This is a genomic window from Saccharopolyspora terrae (genome assembly GCF_004348435.1).
Taxonomy (GTDB): domain Bacteria; phylum Actinomycetota; class Actinomycetes; order Mycobacteriales; family Pseudonocardiaceae; genus Saccharopolyspora; species Saccharopolyspora endophytica.
The window spans coordinates 16,452-34,998 of record NZ_SMKS01000010.1 but is presented as its reverse complement, the minus strand read 5'-3'; the positions used below and the strand labels follow the sequence as shown (position 1 = coordinate 34,998).

The window sequence follows — 18,547 nt, the reverse complement described above, 5'->3', positions numbered from 1 at the left end:
TCCACGCTCGCCTGCGAACACGACAGGACGGGCAGCAGCGACACGAGTGGTTCATCGATGTGAATCGATTGACTAAATCATCGATGGGCGTCGATACTCAGGGCATGACGACGACGGCTTCTGAGACCGGACTGCTGCCCGCCGAAGATGCGGCCACCTACGCCGAGTGGTTCGCGTGCCTGGCCGAACCCACCCGCGTCCGCCTGCTGCACGCCGTGGCGGCGGCCGGCACGATCAGCGTGGGCACCTTGACCGACCAGCTGGGCATCAGCCAGTCCACCTGCTCGCACCACGTGCGCAAGCTCGCCGACGTCGGGTTCGTGCTGCTGAACAAGGAACGCACCACCACCTTCGTCTCGGTCAACACCGCCTGCTGCACCGGCCTGCCGCACGCCGCCGACGCGGTCATGGGCGTCGTCGCCCGCCCGTGCTGCCCGGACGACCTCCCCGAGGACGTCACGATCCGGCAGCTGGAACCCGGCGACTGGGCGGACGTGCGTCGCATCTACGCCGAAGGCATCGCCACCGGCCACGCGACCTTCGAAACCGACGTCCCAGCCCGCAAGTCGCTGGAGGCCAAGTGGCTGCCGGACCACCGGTGGGTCGCCGAGGTCGACGGGCAGGTCGCCGGGTGGGCTGCCGCGACTCCCGTGTCCAACCGGGACTGCTACTCGGGCGTGGCGGAAACCTCGGTCTACGTCGGCGAGGACTTCCGCGGCCGCGGGGTCGGAAAATCGCTGTTGCACAAGCAGGTCACCGCCGCCGACGCCGACGGCCTGTGGACGCTGCAAACTTCCATCTTCCCGGAGAACCGGGCCAGCATCGCGCTGCACAACTCCGCCGGCTTCCGCACCGTCGGACTGCGCGAACGCATCGCCCAGCACCACGGCGTCTGGCGCGACACCGTCTTCCTCGAACGCCGCCGAACCTGCGACGCCGACTGACCCCGTCGTCTGGTCAGCGGGCCGAACGTCTCGGGTCGATCGAGGAGGGCAGAGCGTCGAGCCCGCGCTCTTCGCAAGCACGGCGCCCTTCCGCCCCGCTCGTCTGCGGGACGGAAGGGACCGGGTCACCACATCGACAGGTCGCCGGAGGTGGTGGTTTCCGAGACCGCGTCGAAGCGCCGGATCCTGCGCTGCGCGCCGAACCGCGGCCAGCCGGGATCGCCGGTGGTCGCGAAGGACACCCACGCCCCGTGCATCTCCGTCGCCAACACCGCCGGCGGTTCACCCGCACCCAGCAGCGCCTGCGGTCCCCGCAGCACCGGGAGGTCGAGCAGGTCGAAGACGAACGGGAGCTCGACCGAATGCGCCGCGCCGAGTCGACCGCCCACAGCGGTGGAACGCCAGGCGAACTCGTAGACGTGCGCGTTGCCGTGGGCTTCGGCCAGCTTGCGGCCACCGGCGGTGAACATGGCGTCACCGAGGATCGCGGCCCGCAGCTGCCCGTGACCGGCACCCGGGCGCTGCGCCCGGTAGGCCGCGACGAGCGCGTCCGGGTCCCGGTGCACGCGTGCGGCCAGATCCCGCACGTCCTCGGCGGTCGACGTGCCCAGCTCGCCCTGCGGAGCGAGGTAGAGGTTGCCCTCCTCGGCGTTAGAACCCACCAGCAGATCCACCTCGGCCACGTCGCTCTCGGCCGGCTGGCGCTCCAGCACGACGTCGAACGGGGTGAGACCGACCAGCGGGTCGAACTCACCCGCTGTTTGCAGGTTCAGGCCGGTGAGCCCGGGCATGACCTCGACGAGCCGCTCATCGGGGACGGCGCTGAAACCCCCTGCCGTCGGTTCGACGCCGAGCGCGGAGGCCGCGGCGCGGGTCACCACCGCGGCCTGGTCGGGCGAGAACGCGCCGGTCCCGCTGCCGCTCTGCACGATCGCGCGGCGGAAGAGCCCGGTGGCCTCGTCGGTGGCCAGCAGCGCCGCGACGAGCGTGGCACCGGCGGACTGGCCGACCAGCGTGACGTTGCCGGGATTACCCCCGAAGGCTTCGGCGTTGTCCTGCACCCACCGCAAAGCGGCGATGACATCGAGCAATCCCCGATTGCGCGGCGCCCCGGGCACATCCAGGAATCCCGGGATTCCCAGCCGGTAGTTGAGCGTCACCAGGACCACGCCGTCGCGGGCGAAGGCGGTGCCGTCGTACAGCGGTGAGCGGTTCGATCCGGAGACGAACCCGCCGCCGTGCACGAACACCATCACCGGGCGGCGCTCGGCGTACTGGGGTGACCAGACGTTGACCGTGAGGTAGTCCTCGCCGCGGACCCAGCCGGGCCCGAAGAACGGCGACATGTCCAGGGTGGCGAACCCGTCCCGGCGCGGTTGCGGCGCGGTGGGCCCGGACCGGGTCGCGTCGCGAACCCCCGGCCAGCCGCGATGCGGTTCCGGCGCTGCGAACCGGCCGGTGCCGCGCGGCGGCGCGGCGTACGGGATGTCCAGGAAGCGCCGCACACCGCCGCTGGTGCTGCCGCGGACCGCTCCCCCGGTGGTGGTCACGGTGAAATCGGACATCGGTTGCTCCTGTCAGATCCGGTCGAACGGTGCCCACGCCTTGATGGCGAACTTCTCGCCATCGCGCACGACTTCGGCGCCGCCGTGCCCGCCGAGGTGCGCGGGCAGCACCAGGGTGTTGGTGTCGGCGGCCTGGCTCAGCAGCCGGCGGCGGGTGGATCGGGCCGCGACCGGGTCTTCGCAGAAGCAGCTGTTGGCGTCGGGCTCGACGAATTGCGCAGCGGTGTGCAGCAGATCTCCGACCAGCAGCGCCCGGTCGGTGCCGGACTCCACGCTCAGCACGGAGGATCCAGGGGTGTGCCCCGGTGCGAGGAACAGGCGCAGGTCGTCGTCGATGACGTGCTCGTCCTCCCACAGCAGGGTCTGCCCGGCTTGGAACACCGGGGCGACGCTGTCGGCGAAGACGTTCTCGCTGCCGCTGCCCAGTGCGGGGTCGTGACCGTCGGCGGGGTTCCAGAAGTCGAAGTCCGCGCGCGGCACCAGGTAGGTGGCGTTGGGGAAGGTGGGCACCCAGTTGCCGTCCTGCAGCCGGGTGTTCCAACCGACGTGGTCGACGTGCAGGTGGGTGTTGACCACCAGGTCGACGTCCTCGGGCTGGACCCCGGCGCGCGCGAGGTTGCCGAGGAAGTCGGTCTCGAGGCCGTGCCACACCGGCGCGTTCGGCCGCTGCTTGTGGTTGCCGACACCGGTGTCGACCAGGATCGTCTTTCCACCGCTGCGCAGCAGCCAGGTCTGGATGGCGCACACGCACACGTTCGCGGCGGGGTCGATGAAGTCCGGGACGAGCCACGGCTCGTGGTCCCGCCAACTCTGCTCCGGCACGTCGGGGAAGAAGTCGCCAGGCGATATCTCGACCGATCCGTAGTACTCGACGACTCGGGTGATCGTGACATCACCCAGCGCGATCTCTCGCATGGTTGCTCCGGGAAGTTCTCGATGACGGGTCTCGCCCAATCTGCGCGTCGGAGCGACCGGTGAACCAACCTCGGCCGTGCCTACCACTGACAGTGTCAGGCTCTTCGTGGTCGCCGAGGGCATAGTGGGGACATGAGCAGGTCCGGACACCTCGGCGAGTTCCTACGATCCCGGCGGGCTCGCCTGCAACCCGCAGATGTCGGGCTGATCACCCCGCCCGGGCACCGCCGAGTCGCCGGACTGCGGCGCGAGGAGCTCGCCCAGCTCGCCGGCGTCAGCGTCTCGTACTACACGAGGCTCGAGCAGAACCACTCGGTCAACGCCTCCGACGGAGTGCTCGATGCGCTGGCCACGGCACTGCGTCTGGACGACCACGAGCGCGCGCACCTGCGCGAACTCGCCGCCCCGCGCCCGCGCCAGCGCAAGCGCCCACCGGTCGAGCGCGTCAACGGACTCACCCGCGAGCTGCTGCGGTCGCTGGAAGGCGTGCCCGCGCTGGTCGTCGGGCGGCGCACCGACGTGCTGGCGTGGAACCCCCTGGGCCACGCGCTGCTGGCCGGGCACATCGACCCGACGGCACCAGAGCGACCAGGCGATCGCCCGAACCTGGTCCGGATGCTGTTCCTGGACCCGCACACCCGCGAGCTCTACGTGGACTGGGACCGCAAAGCACGCGGACTGGTGGCCAGCCTCCGGCTGAGGGCAGGCCGACACCCCGACGACGCGTTGCTGGCCTCGTTGGTCGGCGAGCTGTCCGTGAAGTGCCCGGAGTTCGTCGCGATGTGGGGCGACCACCGCGTCAGACCCTGCGAAGGAGACTCCTTCCAGCTGCACCACCCGCTGGTCGGCGAGCTCACCATCACCCAGCAGAGCCTCCAGCTCAACCACTCACCGGAACAATCCATCGTCGTGGTCACCACCGAAGAGGCAACCGGTTCCGCGGACACCCTGGAACTGCTGCGCCAGCTCGTTCCTGCGGACCGCCCCGGGAAATCCGCTGACGCACAGCCGATTCCCCCACGCGACGCAGCGGACGCCTGACGAGAAACCTGCGAAACCGACTCTCTCGGAATGTTTTCCGGGCAGAACACGGCAAGAGGGTTCCCGTAGGCTCTGACCTGCGGAAACCCTCTTGCCAATCAGGACGGCGGGATACGAATCCACGCCCGTCGGCCACCAGCCCAGCCGCATTGCCTGGTCAGCTGAGGTTACGAATGCCGTGGCTCCGCAAGCCCATCGCGAGGAGCATCGAGGATTGCTCCGGCATGAACCCATCGTGGAACCTTCGCATTGATGAGAACGCCGAACTGATGTGTCGCGCGTCTCGCGATCCAGCCGAATTGGCACGCTACTATGCTGGATTACGCTGCCCCGCAGCATTTTCCGCGCGCTTCAGCGCCTATGAACGACGTCATGGAACGGTACATCGCCAACATCAACGATCCCGACCCGGAATTCGCCGCGACCGCGTTCGCCGACTCCTACACGGGCGAGGACCCGGTCGGAACCGGCCTGCTCGAACTCACCCGGCAGGGATCCATGTTCGATCTCGACCTCTTCGACGTTCCCTTCACCCCGAAGAAGGCGGAGCTGATCGCGCCGGTCAGGACGACGTTCGCCAACTCCGCGGCCATGGCGTTCACGTTCTGGGCGGAAGTCGACGGCCGCGAGATCACCATCGACATCATCGACGTCATGACCTTCGACGCAGACGGCAAGATCGTCCACATCGATGCCCACTGGGGCGTGAACACCATCCGCCTCGTCGACTGATGAGGGCCGTCGGGGCACGCAGAGCGGACTTTTCAGGAACTGGCGGACTTTGGCGCAACCGGGGCCGGTCTGGGACGTCCTCCCTTGCGGAAGTAAGTCCGCGACACGATCAGTCGCCCGAGTGCACTGGTCGTGCGATGATCCGTGGAGGAACCCGATGCGACGAACTCTGCTCCGGGCCGCCGGAGCGATAGTGGTGGTGGCTGCTCTTCTCGGTGTGCACGTTGCGACTTCCGGCACGTCGTTGATCATCGATGATGTATCCGCGAACGCATCCGCCATCAGCGGTGCGAGCGCGTCACAGGAGCCCGGTACGGCGCTGGGAGAGCAGACCGCGCAGTACCCCTGGGCGATCCGCCTGCAGCATTCCGGCGAGGCCAACGGCAGAATTCTCGCCACCTACACCAGCTTCGTGGACGGTCGCGCCGAAGACCCCATCTTCGAGAGCACCGACGACGGCACGACCTTCACCCGCGTCGGGACGATCGCCCCGGGTGTGGCGTCGGGCAACCTGTGCTGCACCAGCCTCTTCGAACTGCCCCGCCAAGTCGGCGCGCTACCCGCGGGCACCCTGCTCTGGTCGGGTTCGGTGAATGCCAACGACCGCCCCATGTCGCTGCCGGTCTGGCGCAGCGACGACCACGGCCGCACCTGGTCCCCTCTGTCGACTTGCGCCACGTCGCCGAACGAGCGCGGCGTCTGGGAACCGACCTTCTCCGTCGATGAGTCCGGGAATCTCAACTGCTACTTCTCCGACGAATCCGACCCCGCGCACAGCCAGAAGCTGGTGCGGACCGTCTCCTCGGATGGCGTCCACTGGGGACCGACGGAAGAAGTAGTAGCCCTGTCCGGCGAAGAATCCCGCCCCGGCATGCCCGTGGTCGATCAACTTCCCGACGGCCGGTACTTCATGACCTACGAGATCTGCAGCACCACCAGCCTGGGCTGCCCGGTGCGATACCGGGCCTCCTCCGACGGCCGCAACTGGGGCGACGCTACCGACCCCGGCACCGAGATCACCGGTCCGGATGGCCGGAAGCCCGGACACACGCCGAAATTCACCGTCACCTCGGACGGACGAATCGTGCTGGCCGCCATGACCCTGCACAACGCCGACGGCTCATTCGCCGACGGCAACGGCAAGGTCCTGCACGTCAACAGCTCTGGCGGCACCGGCGTTTGGGAGGAGATCCCGGACCCTGTCACGGCCATCGAGACCAACCACGACGTCGGCGCGTGCAACAACTACAGCCCCGCGCTGCTCCCCGTCGGCGACGGCGAGAAGTCCGTCCTGGAGATCACCACGCGCGAGGAGTCCGGAACCTGCCGAGCCTTCTACGGCACGGGCGAATCGACGCCGTGACCCCCGCATAGCCCCGACCACACCCCGCAACGGTGTCCCCGGTGCAACAACACCGGGGACACCGCTTTTTCCGGAGTTGGCTGACGTAGCACGCCCTTGCGCGTGTCTGTCTCGCATGGCGAGTGGCCGGGGACTCGGCTGCGCGCTGGGTGTTCTGCCTGCTGGCGATGTGCTGGGCGCCGGACCGCTCCAGGGCCGGCGCCATGCGGGCTCGGAAAACGCGACCTGAACCGCCTCACCGACCGGCATGGGGCATGTTAGGCGCCCCGTCCGGGTCGCAGGCGGAGATCTTGTACAGCTTCATCAAGCCGTTGGACTCGACGAGTTCGAAGCCGGGCCGTCGCACCGGATCCTCCAGGCCCCGGTAGATCCGCCGGGTGGTCGGGACCGGATCGATGAGCAGGAAGCGCACGTTGAGCTCTCCCGCGACCTGGCACACGCGCGGGTTCGTCATGGCCTCGTGCAAGTGGTCCGCCAGGAACTGCTGGTTCGGGTTGCCAGAGCCGTTGATGTGCGGGAACAACACTTGCCGGTGGAACATCGACCACAGGAAGGGACTGGCGTCTTCTGGGTTGTTCGCCACCACCGCGTCTTCCGGGATCCGGTTCTTGACCCGCTGGTAGAAGTCGAATTTGAAGGCGAGGTCCGCGCTCGGCCGATGCAGGTGTTGCAGGGTCAGCGCGTTGCGGCCCTGGTACAGCCCCTTGGTCAGGCCGAGCAGCACGAGCACGACCAGCACGACCGAGCCGACGGTGGCCAGCCGGTGCAGGCGGGGCTCGCGGAACCAGGCTCGGCGCTCCGCCCATTCCTGGAGCGACGTCGCCAGCGCGACGATTCCGAAGGTGGCGAGCAACGCCCCCGTCGTGGGCAGCATCGCCGCGAATCGATGGGAGTCGTTGAACCAGAACGCGGTCAGCAATTTGGTCGTCGAGGACTGGACGCCCGCCGTCATGACGTACAGCAGCCCGATGCCGAGATGCGCGGCGACGATCCACCTGGCGCTGCGGGCGCGCCAGACCGATACGGCACCGATCACGATGACCGCCGAGAGCGCCCACAGGGCTCGAGCGCCGTTCGTCCCGTTGAGCAAGAATTCGCCCACCGCGGCCGACGCGGTGCCGGACGGCGGCCAGTTGGTCTCCGCCATGTCTTGGACGGTGGCTGTCGAGCTGACGGCGACGAACGCCGCCGAAGCCGCTACCAACACGCCGAGCAGCGTGAGCACGGCGCGAACGGTGCGGCCCGTGCGGTGCGCGCCGCGAGCCCATTCCGCCAGCACCCACCCCACGGGAAAGACGGCCAGCACAGCGAGCCCGAACAGAGCGCCGGTATGCGCCAACCCCAGCGCCAGGAGGAGGACGGGCAGCAGAACTGCCGCTCTGCCACGACCGACCGAGTCCGATACCGCGAGACCGGTCAGCGAGAGCACGAGGCCAAGTCCGACCGGGACCAGCGCTTGTCCCAGCGAGTAGGGCCACAACGCCCCCCAGTAGAACAACCCCCAGGGAAAGGACCCGAAGGCCAGGGCCAGACCGCTGGTGAGCAGCAGTGGAACCGGAGCGCGACCGAATACTTGCCGTGCCAGGAAGAGGCAGCTCAACGGCCAGACGAGCACGGCGATCGTGCCCGCCGTGGCGTTCGCCGCCACGTGGAGCGGAGCACCCGTGCTCATGATCACGACCGAGGCGATGTCGAACCAAGCCGCCGGGTAGAACCCCGACTCGGCGCGGGGGTCTCCCAGAGCACCCAAGCTCAGCGAGGACGCGTCGCCCGAATCCAGGATCTGCGCCAGGGCGCTGTAGTGGAACGTCGTGTCCCAGGTCCACGACACCACGTCCGGTGCGCCGAAACCGCGAACCAGGACGACCGAACCGATCACCACCGCGACCAGCACACCGATGCCCGCAGCGAGCCGGGTCCGCGCTGGATCGGACACCGGGCGATCCGACCCACGACCCGTCCAGGCCCACAGCCAGGAGCCGAGCAGCACCAAGATCGTGAACGCGGCGAGAGCAGCAGCCGCGGCCGAGGGAGACCAGCGGACGTTCAGCGGGGCGGTCACCACAGCCGCAGTGGCGATGACGGCGGGCGGTACGAGCGGCGCTGTTCCCCATGCAGCAATCCCGCGCAATCCCAGCGCGTAGCAGGCGGGCACCCCGGCGAGAACGAGCGTGACGGCGGCCGCCAGAACTGCGGGAGTCGCGGCCAACCAGCTCACGCTCGCCAGTCCGGTCACCGCGAAACCTCGGCCTTCAGAACGACTGGGGGCAGCCACCACTGACTGAGGTAGACGACTTTCACCATGAGCGCCTTTCGCGTACTCGAACCTGGGGCCGGCCTTCGCGCGCCACCGCGCAGATCGCTTCTGCCAACCGAGATAGTGTGGCGTTCACCGTTCTCACATACCAGCCGGACGCTCGTGTCCCATCAAGGTGATGAGCTAGTGGTCGACGCAGGTCAAGCATCGCCGGTAGTTTACGGAAGTTCCAGGCTTTCCGAATCCTTCCGATCTGCACCCCTGCCATCGCCGAGAGCGTCGAACCACCGCGCTATTCACCCATCGGGAAAACCCTCATCAACTACCGCGAGTTTCCAGCCCGGGTCGTCTTGTCGCCGCACGCTACGCACTGCGGACTGCAGCCAAGGCAACTGGCGATATGATGGCAGTAGAATATCTGTCGTCATATTGTGTTCGCCCCCCTTGTGCGCACTTGCCTTTCCGAGCCTATTGCCAGGAGGACTAAGGGGCTCCGGTGATGATGGAAAATCACCAGAACGGGTGCGGCATGCGATGATCCGCTCGTCCGCGACGGCAATTCCCTGAGCGGTTGAACGTCTCAAGTCCGGGGCCCGCGCGGAAGCCGACTCGGCATCCTCGTGCGCCCTCGTGCACGCGATCGAGCTGGCCCGGGAATGATCCTGCTGAAAAGATCGATCACCAGTAAATACAAGACAGTTTCGCTTTTGCCGTGCCTTGTCGACTGTGCCAGCCTCGGTCACGTAGTCGGCGCCGTTGATCACATGCGCGAGGGGAAACGGCAGGAAGGCGGCGCCTGATCGTCTGTTCCATCGCTGGCAAAGGCAACTGGATTCGCATCACCAGGAACCCACTTCCGGGTGCCGAATTGTTCCGATCGAACCCCGGTTTCGGCGCGCGCTACGATGAGGAGAAGACGTGGCTTACGACGACACGTGGCTTGTCGTGCCCGTTTACAACGAGGGACAAGTCGTCGAGGACATCGTCCGAGACGCCTTGCAGACCTTCCCGAACATCGTCTGCGTCGACGACGGGAGCAAGGACGATTCGGCGGAGTGCGTCAGGCGCGCCGGAGCCCACCTCGTTCAGCACTCAGTCAACCTCGGTCAGGGCGCCGCGCTGCAGACCGGGATCGAATACGCCCGAAGTCAGCCCGGTGCGCAGTACTTCGTCACGTTCGACGCCGACGGCCAGCACCAGGTGGTCGACGTGCAGCGGATGCTGGCCAGACTGATGAGGGGCGAAGTGGACATCGTCCTGGGGAGCCGCTTCTACGGCAATGTCCGCCGCATCCCGCTGACGAAGCGGATCATCTTGCGCACCGTCGTGCTGCTGAGCCCACGACTGCGAATGCTCGATCTCACCGATGCGCACAACGGGTTGCGCGCCTTCAACCGAACAGTCGCCGAGCAGATGAACATCACGCACAACGGAATGGGGCACGCCTCCGAAATCATCAGCATGGTCCGCAGGTATTCGTGGCGGATCGCCGAAGAGCCCGTGACCATTCTTTACACCGAGTACTCGAGGGAGAAGGGGCAGTCGGTCGTCAACGGCGTCAACATCCTCTTCGAGAGCATGCTTCGAGTCGGACCGAGGCGGTAGCGATGCTGATCCAGTACTTGCTGATCATCGCGGTGGGTTGCTCCCTGATCTTCTTCCTGCGCCACCACGGCTCGACGCGGGCGGCGGCCGGGGCGAAGCTCTGCTTCCTGGCCTTCGTAGCCTTCAGCGTCTACGCAGTGCTCCGACCGGACGACATATCAGCCCTCGCACGTTGGCTCGGGGTCGGGCGAGGTACGGATCTGCTCGTCTATGGACTCGCCACGGGCTTCGCCTTCGCCTCGATCAACACCTTCCTGCGCTTCAAGGAACTCGAGGTGCGGTACGCCCGGCTGGTGCGCGTGATCGCGTTGCGCGATGGGGCGAGCGAACCACCGGAGAAGAGCCGCAACCTCGGTCAACGCGCTTCAGACGAGGCCTGATGCGGCTCCTTCGGCAGCGCCCCGCGGCCGGAGCACCACGGAGACGGAAACACGCTGCGAACCGGGAAAGGGGACGGTGTGATCGGCGAACCTCCGGGATCGCGATCGGTTCGGTCCGGATCCCGGCTGCGGTCGGCCGGACTGATGAGCGCCGGGACGGTGCTCGTCGGTGCCGCCGGATACGCCTTCGTCGCGCTGGGCGGGCACACGTTGCCGCCAGCCGACGCCGCCGCGCTGTCATCGTTCTACCTACTGGTCAGCACCATCGGGCCCGGATTGTTCGTCGCGCTGGAGCAAGAGACGAATCGAGCCACCAGCAGTGCGCTCGCCCTGCGGTCCCCGCCGGGCCCTGTGCTCCGGCGGGCCGCGACGCACGGGGCGGTGCTGTGGGCGGTCGCCTTCCTCGTGCTCGGAGCGATGTACCCGTTCCTCGTCGAAGGTTCTCTGCTCGGTCACCGCGAACTGTTCTGGGCGATCGTGCTGAGCACGGTGACGGCCGGAGCCGTCTACTTCGTGCGGGGCGTCCTCGGTGGGATGCAGCGGTTCGAGGGCTACGCCGCGACGCTCGCGGGGGAAGGACTGATGCGGCTGGTTCCCGCGCTCGTCATCGCGACGGCGGGGCTGGCCACGGCGGGGCTCTACGGGTTCGTCTTTGCGCTGGGCAGCGGTGTCGGCGCGGTCGCCGCACTCGGCTGGTTGCGCCGGGGTGTCGACGCCCAGCGCCGGGCAGGCGCGGCGGCTTCGGCCGATCTCGTGACGGGTGCGGCCCCCTCCCGTTCCGAGGCCCCTCGGGTGCGCGGGTTCGCTCCCCTGGTGAGCGCGACGCTCTTGGCCCAAGCCGTCGCCAACCTCGCTCCGGTCGTCGTGACCGCGCGACTGACCGCAGACCCAGCAACAGCGGCCGCGTTCGCCGCCGGATTCATCCTCGCCAGGGTTCCCCTGTTCGTCTTCTCGCCGCTGCAGGCGGTGGTCCTCCCCGCCGTCTCCGCCGCGGTCACTCACGGCGAGACCGTCAGGGTGTACCGGATCGTTCGACCGGTGCTGCTCGCCGCGACAGGCGTCTGCGTGCTCGGGGTCGTTCTCCTGAGCACCGTCGGCCCGTGGGCGGTGCGCACCTTGCTCGGTGCCGAAGCACCGCTCTCGGGAGCGGTGCTCGGATTCCTCGGCGCGGGAACGCTGCTGCTGATCGCCGCTCAGGTCCTGCAGGCCGCGCTGGTCGCGCTGCAGGCGCACCTGGCGGTCACGGTGTCGTGGCAGCTGAGCATCGTCACCCTGGTCCTCCTGCTGATGCTGCCGATCCACCCGGTCCAGGCAGCCGTCGTGGCGCAGCTGACCTGCGCTGCGGTCGTGGTGATCGCCATGAGCGCAACGCTGACCGTCCGCCTTCGCAGCGCCGCCGCAGCTCCCACTGCCGCGGCGGCACCCGGCTGAGATGACCCCGCAACGACCCGTCCACGGCAATCACACGCTCGTGCCGACCAAGCCGCAACGGAGGGACACCCGATCATGACCATCGACATCATGCTGCCCTACTACGGCGACCCGTCCTTGCTGCGGATAGCCGTGCGCAGCGTGCAAGCCCAGGAGGATCCCGACTGGCGGCTCACCGTCGTGGACGACGGCTACCCCGACGACAGCGTCCCCCGCTGGTTCGAAGGACTGGACGACGAGCGCATCTGCTACCGGCGCAACGCGGAGAACCTGGGTGCCAACGGCAACTACCGCAAGTGCGTCGACCTGATCGAACACGATGTCGCAGTGCTCATGGGCGCCGACGACGTCATGCTTCCCAACTACGTGAGCACCATCAAGAAGGTGCACTGGACTCATCCCGAGGCCGGGATCATCCAGGTGGGAGTCGAACTCATCGACGAGTGCGGCAATCCGTACCGGACCGTGGTCGATCAGGCCAAGCAGATGCTCTACCGACCCCGGGTCGAGAAATCCCGGCTCATGGGCGGCGAGGAGCTCGCCACGAGCCTGATCCGCGGCAACTGGCTCTACTTCCCCGCGTTGGCCTGGCGATCGGACGCGCTGCGGAACAACCGGTTCCGCGAGGGGCTCAACGTGGTGCAGGACCTCGCCCTGGTGATCGACCTCCTGCTGTCCGGCGAGACGATGGTGGTGGAACGCGATGTGTGCTTCCAGTACCGGCGGCACCGCGCCAGCGACTCATCCATGCGTGCGTTGAGCGGCAACCGGTTCATCGAGGAACGGGACTACTTCCTGCAGATCAGCCGGGAGCTCGACGCGCACGGCTGGCAACGTGCGGCACGGGCCGCCCGAAACCACGTGTCGTCGCGACTGCATGCGTTGACGGTGCTGCCGCAGGCGATCAGACACCGTCACCGGCCCGGCATCAAGCACCTCGCTCGGCACGCATTCCTGCCGGTCAGGTGGCCTCGTTGAACGGGGCGCGCCCACGCCTCCCCGGACAGTTCGACGGCAGCGTGGCCGTGCTGATCGACACCGGTGTCGCCGAGGAGAAGCCGGCTGCCCGCGGGGCCGACGAAGCGCCCGGGCCGGTTTCAGGTCTCGGCCGGCTCGTCTGGCAGTTGCCGGCGAGCGCCGTGGTGGCCGGGTTCGTCAGCCTGGCGTTGCAGTGGTGCGTGGCCCGGTTGCCCATCCCCACCGGATCGAACGTGGCGGATGCCCTGTTGAACCTGACGAGCGTCGTGCTGCTGGCTGCTCTGCTCGGTCTCGTGGCCGTGCGCCGATGGGCAAGATGGGCCACGCCGCTGTCCTGGGCCGGCCTGTCGGCGCTCGGAACGCTTCCGCTCGCCTTCCTCCTGCACGGCAGCAAGTTCTACCTCTTCGGCCTCTCCGGGGACCAGTTCTTCCGCACCCAGTACCTCACCCGCCTCGCCGATTCCCCGGCGTTGTCCGACGGGAACTACGCGGAGATCCCGCCGTACTACCCGGCCGGCTGGTTCTGGGTGGGAGCCCGGTTCGCGAACCTGATCGGGTTTCCCGCGTGGGCGGCCTACAAGCCGTGGGCGATCATCACCATGGCCGTGGCGCCCGTGCTGGCCTTCGTGCTGTGGAGCGTGGTGGTCCGCCGCCCCGTTGCCCTGCTGCTCGCGGTGCTGTGCGGGCTGGTGGGCCTGCGGGTGGCGGCGTACGAGCCGTACTCGTGGGTGGTGGCCGCCGTCCTCGTGCCGATTTCGGTCATCGTGTGGCAGCAACGAGCGGCTTCCGGGGAAAATCGGTCCAGGGCTGGGTGGGGAGCCTCGATCCTCGCGGGACTGTGCTTGGGTGTCTGCGCTGCGGTGTACACGCTGCTGGCCTTCTTCTTCGGCGCGGTCCTGCTCACCCTGGCCGCCGCAGCTGCGATCGCCGACTACCGCACGACCCGGCAACAACCGGCGGAACCGTCCCCGAAAGACCCCGTTCCGGGTTGGAAGCCCATCTGGACCGCCACGTCGCGCTTCCTCGTTTCCTGCTCCGTCGCACTGCCTTTGGCGCTGCTGGTGTGGACGCCATACCTGATGCGGGCGTTGGTGACCCCGCACGAAGGCAACCCGGCCGGACACTTCCTGCCGAAAGCCGGGGCGTTCCTGCCCACCCCGATGATGGAGCTGTCCGTCGCGGGGCTCATCTGCCTGATGGGAGCGGTCTGGATCCTGTGGTCCTGGCATCGCAGCGAGATCGCCCAGGTGCTCAGCTTGTTGGTCCTGGGCTGCTACCTCTGGTACCTGAGCTCGACGCTCGCGCTGTCGGTCGGCACCACGCTCCTGTCGTTTCGAGCCGAACCCGTGCTGCTGACCTGCTTGGTCTGCGCGGGCGCTCTCGGTGCGTGGGAGTTCGCCCGTTGGGTCGCATCCGCCTGGCAGCAGCATCACGCGGCGATCGTGCGCACCGGGTTCGCCCTGACCCTCGTGGCCTTGCTCGCGTTGAGCCAGACGATCCCGAAAGCCCTGGAGGATGCGGTCACGCCCGGCCTGTTCGCACAGGCATACGCGACCTACGACGACACCGGCCACCGGGCCGCACCCGAGCCGAATCGCGAGGACGGTGAGGCCTGGAACGGTGAGGTGCTCGCGACCCTCGACCAACTCACCCGGACACCGCCGAGGGACACCGTGATGCTCACCAGCGAGACTCAGTTGCTGGCCCTCCGCCCGTACCGGGGTTTCCAGACAGTGGTCAAGGCCTACGCGAATCCCTTGGCCGATTACGACGAACGGCGGGTCCTCATCGATTCGTGGGCACGCTCAGCGGGGCCGCACGAGTTGCTGACCGCATTGGACCGCAGCCGGTTCGCACCCCCGACGGCGTTCGTCTTCACCCGGCAGGCGGACGGCTTGCACATCACGCTGTCACGTGACGTGTTTCCGCAGAACAACTCCGCGTCCGACGACGTCGTCTTCCCCGCGGAAATCTTCGCCTCGCCACAGTTCTCCCGCCGTGACGTGGGTCCCTACACGGTAATAACCCGGCGTTGATCGGTCTTCACGTTGTTTCGATCGAGATCTGCTCCCGCCTCAGCACTCTCACGATCAGGAATGATCTCGCGCGGCCGAATCCTTCAGATCTCTCACCACTTCGTGGATTCGGCCCGGCGGAAGCCATCACACTGGCGGATGCTCGACTCATGGACACGATCGTCACAGGGGGCGCCGGTTTCATCGGCTCGACGTTGGTCGACCGGCTGACGCGCGATGGACATCGGGTGCACGTGATCGACAACTTCAGCCGCGGGCGGCGGGACAACCTCGCCGCAGCGGAGGAAACGGGCAGGTGCACGGTGCACGAACTCGACGTCACCGGCGCCGACCTGGCCACGGTGGTCGCCGACGTTCGCCCGGACGTCATCTTCCACCTAGCGGCGCAGATCGACGTGCGGGTGAGCGTGCACGCCCCGCTGGCCGATGCGACGGTCAACGTGCTCGGGACCGTCAACGTGGCCGAAGCGGCCCGCAAAGCCGGAGTCCGCAAGGTCGTCTTCGCTTCGTCCGGCGGCGCCATCTACGGCGCCGCCGATGCGCTGCCGGCGGCCGAGGGCACCCCGTTGCGGCCCCTGTCCCAGTACGGGGCCGCGAAACTGGCGGGTGAGATCTACTTGAACACCTACCACGAGCTGCACGGTCTGGACTGCACGCACCTGGCTCTGGCCAACGCGTACGGGCCGCGGCAGGACCACCGCGGTGAGGCCGGGGTGGTCGCGGTCTTCGCCAACGCCCTCCTGATGGGTGCGCCCACCTACGTCTTCGGCGATGGCGGGAACACCCGCGACTACGTCTACGTCGACGACATCGTCGAGGCTTTCGTCCTCGCGGCCTTCCGCGGTCGTCCGGCCTGTCGGTACAACATCGGCACCGGCATTCAAACCACGGACCGCGCCCTGCACTCGGCCATCGCGGTAGCCGTCGGCGCCGCCGATCAGCCCGAGCACTGCCCCGCCCGGCTCGGTGACGTCCGCGCTTCGGCGCTCGACGCCTCGGCCGCCCGCTCAGACCTGGGCTGGACGCCGCGCGTCGATCTCGCCGAAGGAATCCGTCGCACCGTCGAACGACTGCCCAAGACGGTCGCGCCGCCGCAGCAGCGCACCTCCGGGATCTCATCCCTGTCGGCAGCGGACGACCAACCAACCACGACTGGTTCAGCTCGGCGCCTGCAAACCGACCTCCTCAAACATGGTGACGGCGCCGCAGAAGCCCTGCCGTGATCCGCGCGAAGGTCGCCAACACCCCCTGCATGATCCCCGACCTCCTGCTCCATGCAGCAAGCCTCCAGCCACGACCACTCGAGCACCCACCTGGTGGGATCTCACGGTCTCGGACCGCCACGGCTACCGGCAGCGGTACGAGCGCCTGCCCAGGCCGGGTGTCGTCGTGCACCGCATCGCGGAAGGGTCGCGACAGACCGGAATCGTCGTGGAGGTATTGGTGACCGCCTGCCGGGCCGGGCTGCGCGCCGCCTGCACCTCAGCGCGACGCGGCGCTTCGGCCTTCGGGGTCTACCGCAGCCGAGGTGGTCTTACTTTGAAGCGGACCATGGTCTCGTCGCGCCTTTTCGCCTGATCCGCGCGCTCGTGCGCTTGGTTCACGGCGTGTTCGAGTTGGTCGCCCAGTTCGCGGACAAGTCGTCGCAAGGAACTGTTCCACTCTGGGCCGACGTCGAGGCGATCTACACGCCGCTGGAGGGTGTCGAGGAGGGCTCGTGTTTCCGCGTGCACGTGCTGCAACTGGTCGATCACGATGAGCAGTATGGAACGAGATCTTCGGCTGAACGGGCTCGTTTCGATAACCATTCGGGCAAGTCGCCACAAAGATCAACGAAGTGCGAGACCCTGCCGCGCTCCCGGCGCGCGGCACCCGGGCGCTCTTCCGTGCAGTGGGGGCGGGCGACCCCGACTGCCGCCCGCCCCTACTCGGCTGACCGGACCCGCTGGCCGCTCACGGATCAAGGCGTCAGCCTTTACTGGAACGGCCTCAACCCGGGCAAGAAGGCGATCGCCGTCGACCTCACCCGGCCCGAGGGCCGCGAACTCGTGTCCGATCTGGTGGTCTCGGGCGGCTCGTCGGGCGGCATCCTGGTCACCAACAGCGAGCGCTGGCCGGAGTTCGGGTACCAGGCGCTGCGGACGCGTCGCTCCGACGTCATCCACGCGCTGCTCACCGGAAGGCACGACGGCGGCACCGCCGTCGATTACACCGTCCAGGCGGCCAACGGTTTCCCCCTCGTCACCGGGCCCGAAGACCACGACGGACCGGTCAACAGCCTGGTCCCCGCCTGGGATCTCACCGCTGGCTTCCACCTCGCCACCGGCCTGCTCGCCGCCGAACGACGGCGGATGCTCACCGGCGAGGGATCAGAGGTCCGAGTCGCCCTCGAGGACGTCGCCCTCGCAGGCGCGGGCAACCTGGGCTACCTCGCCGAGGCGCAGCTCCAGCCGTCCTTACGGCGCGAGCCGACCGGCAACTACGTCTACGGCACGTTCGGCCGCGACTTCACCACCGCCGACGGCGACCGGTTCATGATCGTGGCCCTGACCCCGCGCCAGTGGCACGACCTGCTCCGGGTCACCGGCCTCGAAGACGCCGTGTCCGCGCTGGCCAGGGCATTGGGGGCGGACTTCTCCGACGCAGGGGAGCGCTACCGGCACCGCACCGTTCTCGCAGGCCTGGTCGCCGCGTGGTTCGAGCAGCGCCCGACGATGCACGTGACCGAGGCCCTCGCGGACACCCGCGTCCTGTGGTCGCCGTACCGCACCTTCAACGACCTGGCCGCCGATGACGCCCGGTTGCTGCGCGAGCACCCGCTCTTCTCCACTGTGGACCAACCGGGGGTCGGCCGTCTCGTCGCACCCGGATCACCCCTGGTCGTCGACGGCCGGCGGACCATCCCGGAACCGGCACCCGTCGTCGGGCAGCACACCGGCTCAGTGCTCGCCGACGCCCTCGGCCTCGACGCGGAGGCGCTCACCGACCTCGCCGACCGCGGCGTGATCGCCACCTGCGAAGCACGGACGGTGCAACGATGAGCGCGCTCGCGACCGCCGAAACCGCCCGAACAGCGCAGGGTGCGTCGTGGCCGGACAACCAGTCGACGACGTTGCGACGGCCTTCCGCCTTGCGGATGGGTGCGACGGCGTCCTCGAGGTCGAGCACGACCAGGTCGGCTCGGGCGGCCGCGGCATTCGAGAAGCGCTCCAGGCGATCCCCGGGAGCGAAGAGCCAGGTTCCTTCCGCGACGCCCCGATGGTGATCGTCGGCGAGGGCACCAACGAAATCCAGAGGAAC

16 protein-coding genes are annotated in these 18,547 nt (G+C 68.1%); 11 read left to right on the top strand and 5 right to left on the bottom strand.

Features of this window, described 5'->3' with window-relative positions; genetic code table 11:
- Positions 1–104 precede the first annotated feature (104 nt).
- Positions 105–944 carry a helix-turn-helix domain-containing GNAT family N-acetyltransferase gene (locus tag E1181_RS09050; protein ID WP_132673606.1) on the top strand — a complete coding sequence of 280 codons (840 nt, stop codon included), beginning with the start codon at positions 105–107 and terminating at the stop codon, positions 942–944.
- 125 nt (positions 945–1,069) lie between these two features.
- Here the strand turns inward: E1181_RS09050 and E1181_RS09045 are convergent, their stop codons facing one another.
- Positions 1,070–2,509 carry a carboxylesterase/lipase family protein gene (locus tag E1181_RS09045; protein WP_132673524.1) on the bottom strand — a complete coding sequence of 480 codons (1,440 nt, stop codon included), beginning with the start codon at positions 2,507–2,509 and terminating at the stop codon, positions 1,070–1,072.
- Between the two features lie 12 nt (positions 2,510–2,521).
- Complete coding sequence (locus E1181_RS09040) at positions 2,522–3,424, bottom strand: MBL fold metallo-hydrolase (protein ID WP_132673523.1); 903 nt, start codon at positions 3,422–3,424, stop codon at positions 2,522–2,524.
- 132 nt (positions 3,425–3,556) lie between these two features.
- On the opposite strand from E1181_RS09040, the gene E1181_RS09035 reads away from it, so the two are divergent.
- The 3 genes from E1181_RS09035 (at position 3,557) to E1181_RS09025 (ending at position 6,560) form a co-directional block, all read left to right on the top strand.
- Positions 3,557–4,465, top strand: coding sequence for a helix-turn-helix transcriptional regulator (locus E1181_RS09035; protein WP_132673522.1), 909 nt, complete (start codon positions 3,557–3,559; stop codon positions 4,463–4,465).
- A gap of 372 nt (positions 4,466–4,837) precedes the next feature.
- Positions 4,838–5,197, top strand: a complete 360-nt coding sequence (locus tag E1181_RS09030; RefSeq protein ID WP_165944564.1) for a nuclear transport factor 2 family protein — start codon at positions 4,838–4,840, stop codon at positions 5,195–5,197.
- A 157-nt stretch (positions 5,198–5,354) separates the two neighbouring features.
- Positions 5,355–6,560 (top strand): sialidase family protein, encoded by a 1,206-nt coding sequence (locus E1181_RS09025; RefSeq protein ID WP_165944563.1) that lies wholly within the window; start codon positions 5,355–5,357, stop codon positions 6,558–6,560.
- Between the two features lie 235 nt (positions 6,561–6,795).
- Here the strand turns inward: E1181_RS09025 and E1181_RS09020 are convergent, their stop codons facing one another.
- Positions 6,796–8,796, bottom strand: a complete 2,001-nt coding sequence (locus E1181_RS09020; RefSeq protein WP_132673519.1) for a DUF6541 family protein — start codon at positions 8,794–8,796, stop codon at positions 6,796–6,798.
- A 939-nt stretch (positions 8,797–9,735) separates the two neighbouring features.
- Between E1181_RS09020 and E1181_RS09015 the strand changes: the two genes are divergently transcribed.
- The 6 genes from E1181_RS09015 (at position 9,736) to E1181_RS08990 (ending at position 16,470) form a co-directional block, all read left to right on the top strand.
- On the top strand, positions 9,736–10,422 hold the full coding sequence (locus E1181_RS09015) for a glycosyltransferase family 2 protein (protein ID WP_132673518.1): 687 nt from the start codon (positions 9,736–9,738) through the stop codon (positions 10,420–10,422).
- 2 nt (positions 10,423–10,424) lie between these two features.
- Complete coding sequence (locus E1181_RS09010) at positions 10,425–10,802, top strand: DUF2304 domain-containing protein (protein WP_132673517.1); 378 nt, start codon at positions 10,425–10,427, stop codon at positions 10,800–10,802.
- Between the two features lie 144 nt (positions 10,803–10,946).
- Entirely contained in the window at positions 10,947–12,233 is a 1,287-nt protein-coding gene (locus E1181_RS09005) for a GumC domain-containing protein (protein ID WP_132673516.1), read from the top strand.
- Between the two features lie 75 nt (positions 12,234–12,308).
- The gene (locus tag E1181_RS09000; RefSeq protein WP_132673515.1) at positions 12,309–13,211 is read left to right on the top strand and encodes a glycosyltransferase family 2 protein; all 903 of its coding nucleotides are present in this window, start codon (positions 12,309–12,311) and stop codon (positions 13,209–13,211) included.
- Positions 13,208–15,247 (top strand): arabinofuranosyltransferase, encoded by a 2,040-nt coding sequence (locus E1181_RS08995; protein ID WP_165944562.1) that lies wholly within the window; start codon positions 13,208–13,210, stop codon positions 15,245–15,247. The genes E1181_RS09000 and E1181_RS08995 overlap by 4 nt, the downstream gene beginning before the upstream one ends.
- Before the next feature lie 149 nt (positions 15,248–15,396).
- Positions 15,397–16,470 (top strand): NAD-dependent epimerase/dehydratase family protein, encoded by a 1,074-nt coding sequence (locus tag E1181_RS08990; protein WP_132673513.1) that lies wholly within the window; start codon positions 15,397–15,399, stop codon positions 16,468–16,470.
- 291 nt (positions 16,471–16,761) lie between these two features.
- On the opposite strand, the gene E1181_RS31370 is transcribed toward E1181_RS08990, so the two are convergent.
- Entirely contained in the window at positions 16,762–17,001 is a 240-nt protein-coding gene (locus E1181_RS31370; RefSeq protein ID WP_165944561.1) for a hypothetical protein, read from the bottom strand.
- Between the two features lie 132 nt (positions 17,002–17,133).
- Between E1181_RS31370 and E1181_RS08985 the strand changes: the two genes are divergently transcribed.
- Positions 17,134–18,288 (top strand): CoA transferase, encoded by a 1,155-nt coding sequence (locus E1181_RS08985; protein WP_165944560.1) that lies wholly within the window; start codon positions 17,134–17,136, stop codon positions 18,286–18,288.
- On the opposite strand, the gene E1181_RS32855 is transcribed toward E1181_RS08985, so the two are convergent.
- Positions 18,227–18,460, bottom strand: a complete 234-nt coding sequence (locus tag E1181_RS32855; RefSeq protein WP_408009525.1) for an aldolase/citrate lyase family protein — start codon at positions 18,458–18,460, stop codon at positions 18,227–18,229. The genes E1181_RS08985 and E1181_RS32855 overlap by 62 nt on opposite strands.
- Positions 18,461–18,547 lie beyond the last annotated feature (87 nt).

Coding starts and splice junctions, on each gene's coding strand:
- E1181_RS08990 (WP_132673513.1), top strand. CDS start 15,397: ATGGACACGATCGTCACAGGGGGCGCCGGTTTCATCGGCTCGACGTTG.
- E1181_RS09045 (WP_132673524.1), bottom strand. CDS start 2,509: ATGTCCGATTTCACCGTGACCACCACCGGGGGAGCGGTCCGCGGCAGC.
- E1181_RS09010 (WP_132673517.1), top strand. CDS start 10,425: ATGCTGATCCAGTACTTGCTGATCATCGCGGTGGGTTGCTCCCTGATC.
- E1181_RS09035 (WP_132673522.1), top strand. CDS start 3,557: ATGAGCAGGTCCGGACACCTCGGCGAGTTCCTACGATCCCGGCGGGCT.
- E1181_RS09040 (WP_132673523.1), bottom strand. CDS start 3,424: ATGCGAGAGATCGCGCTGGGTGATGTCACGATCACCCGAGTCGTCGAG.
- E1181_RS09025 (WP_165944563.1), top strand. CDS start 5,355: ATGCGACGAACTCTGCTCCGGGCCGCCGGAGCGATAGTGGTGGTGGCT.
- E1181_RS09050 (WP_132673606.1), top strand. CDS start 105: ATGACGACGACGGCTTCTGAGACCGGACTGCTGCCCGCCGAAGATGCG.
- E1181_RS09000 (WP_132673515.1), top strand. CDS start 12,309: ATGACCATCGACATCATGCTGCCCTACTACGGCGACCCGTCCTTGCTG.
- E1181_RS09030 (WP_165944564.1), top strand. CDS start 4,838: ATGGAACGGTACATCGCCAACATCAACGATCCCGACCCGGAATTCGCC.
- E1181_RS09005 (WP_132673516.1), top strand. CDS start 10,947: ATGAGCGCCGGGACGGTGCTCGTCGGTGCCGCCGGATACGCCTTCGTC.